Origin of the sequence: uncultured Ruminococcus sp., from assembly GCF_937915125.1 — a bacterium.
GTDB lineage: Bacteria > Bacillota > Clostridia > Oscillospirales > Ruminococcaceae > Ruminococcus_C.
In genome coordinates this window covers 1-5,230 of the sequence record NZ_CALDMP010000061.1, presented here as the reverse complement: position 1 = coordinate 5,230, position 5,230 = coordinate 1, and the positions used below count along the sequence as shown (strand labels likewise).

Genomic DNA, 5,230 nt, shown 5'->3' with positions numbered 1-5,230 from the left:
CAAGATACACACGGTCACACTTTTTGGCGTGTTCCTTGAGCTTTTTGATCACGTCCTCCTTGCCCTTCATATCCGTATACTGAGGCTGGAATCCATGTTCCACATCTACGCCCATTTTAGATTTCGGCAAATCACGGATGTGACCCATAGAGGCAATGACATCATAATCCTTGCCCAGATATTTTTGAATGGTTTTCGCCTTTGCCGGCGACTCAACAATGACTAAATTTGACATAGTTACTCTCTATTCTCTCTTCTCTTGTTGCATTTTCGCTTATTTCTACAATATGACAGAATCAGTTTCTTGCGTTTTTTCTGTTGTAAACGTCCCACCGAGACGTTTACAACGCTTAACCTAATGACGATACTCACAGCACCCGGAACTGCTTCCCCGGCAGACGTTCGATCTTGCCGTACAGTTCCAACTCTGTCAGCGTTGTCATCAGAACATCCATCGGTGCATCCAGTTCTGCTGCAATCTGATCTACATGCATGACCGTCTGCGGGCGAAGCAGTTCCATGACCTGTCCTGGCAAACCCTCCAGAATCTCCTCTTCCGGCAAGGGGTCTATCACAGGGTCCGGCTCTGTGGGATGGGATTCCGACGGCTGTTCCTCGGACTTGGACGCTTTCTGCTTCGCCGTCTTTTCACCCAATGCCATGACCAGACTCTCGGATTTCTCCCGATTCTCATCATAGAGTGCCGATGCCGCTATCATATGCGCATGATTGGTATAATACTCATAGACAATATCCCGGCTGTCAAATACCGGGATAGCACCGTCCCGAAGATATTTTATCACACCCATATACCGTTTGTCAAATATGTCCGCCGGTGGCACACAAAAAACATCTCTGCCCTGTTCCATGGCATTCTCTGCGGTAATGAGCGCACCGCTTCGCGCCGGTGCCTGTACCACAAGCGTACCCATGCTCAAACCGGAGAGTACCCGGTTTCGCAAAGGGAAGTTTGCAGGTGCCGGCGTAGTTCCCGGCAAAAACTCCGACAGGATCAGACCGTTCTGGGCGATCTCATATTTCAGATTGGCGTGGGGCAAGGGATAAGCAATATCCAGACCACAGCCCATGAGTGCAATGCTGGGTTTGTTTTCCTCAAGCGCACACAAATTCGCCGTAATATCAATTCCCACTGCATATCCCGTCACCGGAATAAATCCCAGCTGCACCAGATCATGGCAAATGGTCTTTTCCACTCGCAGGCTGTACTCCGAGGGATTGCGTGTCCCCACAATGGTCAGCAGCAGGTGATTTTGGAGCAGCTCCGGATTCCCCTGATAAAACAGCAGCACCGGGGGATTCACAATAGAAAATAGCTGTTCCGGATAGAGATCATCTCCATACCAGAGAATGGACAGCTCCAGTTTTTGGCACCGTGCCAACATTTCGTCGATCTGCGCCTTTCCGGTCTGCCGTATCCTGCGCTGCGTATGCTCCGGCAAATGCAGCTCCGGGTCAGAGCCGGCACGAAGAACTTCACAGGTACGCTGAGGCGTTTCATAGCGATGAAGTGCCGTCCAGATCCGGGGATTTCCTGCGCCAAATACCATAACAAGCCACAGCAGGCAGCGAATTTCTTCCATATCAGCGCACCTCTTTCCCCATATCCGTCCCGGCTTTCTGTACTTCCCACAAAATAATTCCGGCAGCCATTGCAGCATTCAGAGACTCGATCGTCCCGTGCATGGGAATGGTTACCCGCCGGTCGCATGCCGCCGAAACCGATTCCGGCAGACCGTTCCCCTCGTTGCCGATCACCACAGCCGTGCCCTTTTTGAAAACGCACTGTCCCACGAGTTGTGCCGTACCGCTGACCACCGCTGCACAGGTTTCCACACCAGCAACCCGACATGTTTCTAGCACCGGAATGATATCCGCCGTGCAGCAAATAGGCACCCGGAACAGGGAGCCCATAGTTGCACGAACGACCTTGGGGCTGAAAATATCGCAGCTTGCGCTATAGATCACGCCGTCCAGCCCCAGAGCGTCAGCTGTCCGCAGAATCATACCTGCATTGCCGGGGTCCTGCAACTGGTGCAGAACTGCATAATTGCCGCCGGGTCGAATGAGATCGGAAAGAGCAGGCTGTTCCGGCATCCGGCAGATGGCATACACACCCTGGGAATGTTCCGTCTGGGACAAAGCCGTCCCGAGGGCATCGGAGAGAAGCGCACAGCGTGTTTCACCCAGATCTGCCGGGAGGGATTCCTCATTCCAGCGGGCATAGCCCTCTTCCGTCCAGAAAAGGTGGGTCAGAACCGCTCCGTTCTGCACCGCATCTGACACCAGCCGCAGTCCTTCCAGGACAAACAGCCCTTCCCGTGTCCGGTCTTTTTTGGAACGTGCCAGCTTCCGGTACAGCTTCACCGCTCCGTTGTCATGTGCCGATATTTTCAGCAGTGCTTCCACAAAATCAACCCCGTTTATCTGATTCCAAATATTACAACATACAACAAAACACGCCCCGTATCGTTCCAGAGCGTGTTTCGCATTCGATCTTACAGAGCAGCCTTTGCCTGTTCTACGATTGCAGTAAAGCCAGCTGCATCATGAATAGCAATTTCAGAAAGCATCTTACGGTTCAGTGTAATACCAGCCTTCTTGCAGCCGTTCATGAACTGAGAATAATTGATTCCGTTCATTTTGCATGCAGCAGAAATACGAGTGATCCACAGCTGTCTGAACTCTCTCTTCTTCTGCTTTCTGCCGATGTACGCATAGTTGCCGGACTTCATAACAGCCTGCTTTGCCATCTTGAAGTGCTTGCTCTTGCTGCCCCAGTAGCCCTTTGCCAGCTTCAGCGTTTTATTTCTTCTCTTACGAGTCATCATTGCACCCTTAACACGTGCCATAATTCTTTACCTCCGTTTTTCTCTGATTCCAACCAACTTAACTGACTGTGCAACTTACAGATACGGCATCAGCTTTTTCAGTGCCGGTGCGTTTGTGCTGTCTGCAATACCAACTGTACGAGCGATTCTCTTCCGCTTGGTATCCTTCTGAGTCAGTCTGTGTCTCTTATTGGTCTTCTGATACTTCACTTTTCCGGAAGCAGTCATCTTAAAACGCTTTTTCGCACCGGAATGTGTCTTAGTCTTGATCTTTGCCATGGTGATTCCTCCTGTTTACTTCGATGCCTTCGGTGAAATGAACATGACCATACTGCGGCCTTCCATTTTTGCCGGCTTTTCAACAACGCCAACCTCTGCACACGCCTCTTTGAAGCGCTTCAGAAGTTCCTCGCCGATCTGCGGATGAGCAATTGCACGCTTACGGAAACGAACCGAAACCTTCAGCTTGTCGCCACCCTGTAAAAACTTTTTCGCCTGATTGACCTTGGTTTCAAAGTCGTGGGTGTCGATGGCAGAAAACATCCGGATTTCCTTAATGGAAACAACCTTCTGGTTTTTCCGTGCCTCTTTTTCCCGTTTCTGCTGTTCAAAGCAGTACTTGCCGTAATCCATGATCCGGCACACCGGAGGCTTTGCCGTCGGTGCGATCTTCACCAGATCCAAATCTTTTTCGTAGGCGATCTTCTGCGCATCTCTTGCAGACATTGTTCCGAGCTTTTCGCCGTTCTGGTCGATGACCAGAATTTCCTTGTCCCGGATTTCCTCATTGATCTGCAGCTCCTGCTTGCTGATAAGCCAGCACCTCCAAACATGTTAATTCAAAAACAAAAAAAAGCGTCCACTTTTGTGAACACTCCTTCTCCGTTCGTCAAACCGCACTCTACCCGCAGTGCAGGAAAGTGAAAACGAATTATTGACCGTTTCGACAACAGGCCAAACGGTGAGAACTGGAATGCTCTTCTTTGTTTACTTTACGTATTGTACCATGATTTCATGCGCTTGTCAATGGCCTCTTTTAGATTTTACAATTTATACACAATTTATAAAATTATTGAAGAGAAATCACCATTCCTTATTCCACACTCGCAGCATCCCTTCTCACATCACCCACCGCCGTCACGATCTCATACCCGGCAGACGCCACACGCTGTTCCAGGCAATGCCGACACTGGGCGGATTCCTCTCCGGTACAGATTTTATCATCATAGAGAGAATACAGCCGCCGCACCCGGACTGGAGAGAGATTGGGCATAACCACATTTGCGCCGGCTTTCAGACCTAGTTCCCTGCCCTGAGGATGGATGGTCCCCAACGCCGTCGTTGCCGGGAGCAGTGCATAGGGAAACATCAGCCGCAGCACAGCGATCAGCCGCAGCGTCAATGCCAGGCTACCGTTGGGCTTGTCTGCAAAAGGCGTATCCTGATGGGTAAGATACGGCCCGATACCGATCATATCCGGCCGCAATTCCTGCAAAAAGCGCAGGTCGGACAGCAGATGTGCCGTAGTCTGAAAGGGTGACCCTACCATAAAGCCAGAACCCACCTGATAGCCGATCTCTTTCAGGTCAAACAGACAACGTTTCCGGTTATTCAGGGACATGTTTTCCGGGTGCAGCAGCCCATAATGCACCGCATCTGCCGTCTCGTGGCGAAGCAGATAGCGGTTTGCGCCTGCGCGATAATAAGCAAGATAGCTTTCCCGGGAACGTTCTCCTATGGATAGCGTAATGGCACAATCCGGGAAATGCTCCCGAATGGCAGAGACGATCTGGCAAATAATGCGATCCGTAAAATACGGATCTTCGCCGCCCTGGAGTACAAATGTACGAAATCCCAGTTCATAGCCTTCCTTGCAGCAGGACAGGATCTCTTCCTTGGTGAGACGATAGCGTACCGCTTTGGTATTGCCTTGGCGTATGCCGCAGTAGTAACAGTTATTTTTGCAATAGTTGGTGAATTCGATCAGTCCACGGATGTAGACATCTGTGCCGTAATATTCCTTCCGCACCCGGTCCGCCTGGCGGAATAGTTCCGTGTCATACGCATCGGATTCCAGCAGTGCCCGGAGAGAATCATCCGGGAGATCACGAGTTGTCGCAAGCTGTGAAAGAAAGCGGTGCATAACCATTCCCCTTTCCAAAGAAATAAAAGTGAAAGAAAAAACAAAAACCCGAATCCGTCAGATGTAGTGCAGATCTGCGACAGATTCCTCTTGCGAAAAAACGCAGGTATACTCGATGTATTTCAAGTTTTCCCATAATGGAAGATGGCGTAAAGATGCGCCGCAGATGACGGATGAGCGTTTTTTTAGGGCAATACCGCACAAAGATTGTGCGTCAGATGTACTCTACGAGCATAAA

Annotated in this window: 7 protein-coding genes; all 7 read right to left on the bottom strand. The window is 50.4% G+C overall.

The window, feature by feature from the left end:
* The coding region (locus Q0418_RS05945) for a toprim domain-containing protein (protein ID WP_298483142.1) at positions 1 to 235 on the bottom strand (235 nt) is incomplete at its 3' end.
* 133 nt (positions 236 to 368) lie between these two features.
* Entirely contained in the window at positions 369 to 1,601 is a 1,233-nt protein-coding gene (gene dprA / locus Q0418_RS05940; RefSeq protein ID WP_298483140.1) for a DNA-processing protein DprA, read from the bottom strand.
* A 1-nt stretch (position 1,602) separates the two neighbouring features.
* A complete protein-coding gene (locus Q0418_RS05935) occupies positions 1,603 to 2,427 on the bottom strand; it encodes an RNA methyltransferase (RefSeq protein ID WP_298483138.1) in 825 nt (274 codons plus the stop codon).
* 89 nt (positions 2,428 to 2,516) lie between these two features.
* Positions 2,517 to 2,870: a 50S ribosomal protein L20 gene (gene rplT, locus Q0418_RS05930; protein ID WP_295214196.1), complete on the bottom strand. Its 354-nt coding sequence runs from the start codon at positions 2,868 to 2,870 to the stop codon at positions 2,517 to 2,519.
* 54 nt (positions 2,871 to 2,924) lie between these two features.
* Positions 2,925 to 3,128, bottom strand: a complete 204-nt coding sequence (gene rpmI, locus Q0418_RS05925; protein ID WP_022410771.1) for a 50S ribosomal protein L35 — start codon at positions 3,126 to 3,128, stop codon at positions 2,925 to 2,927.
* 15 nt (positions 3,129 to 3,143) lie between these two features.
* A complete protein-coding gene (infC, locus tag Q0418_RS05920; protein WP_298483145.1) occupies positions 3,144 to 3,662 on the bottom strand; it encodes a translation initiation factor IF-3 in 519 nt (172 codons plus the stop codon).
* Positions 3,663 to 3,942: 280 nt separating this feature from the next.
* On the bottom strand, positions 3,943 to 4,992 hold the full coding sequence (hydE, locus tag Q0418_RS05915) for a [FeFe] hydrogenase H-cluster radical SAM maturase HydE (protein ID WP_298483136.1): 1,050 nt from the start codon (positions 4,990 to 4,992) through the stop codon (positions 3,943 to 3,945).
* Positions 4,993 to 5,230 lie beyond the last annotated feature (238 nt).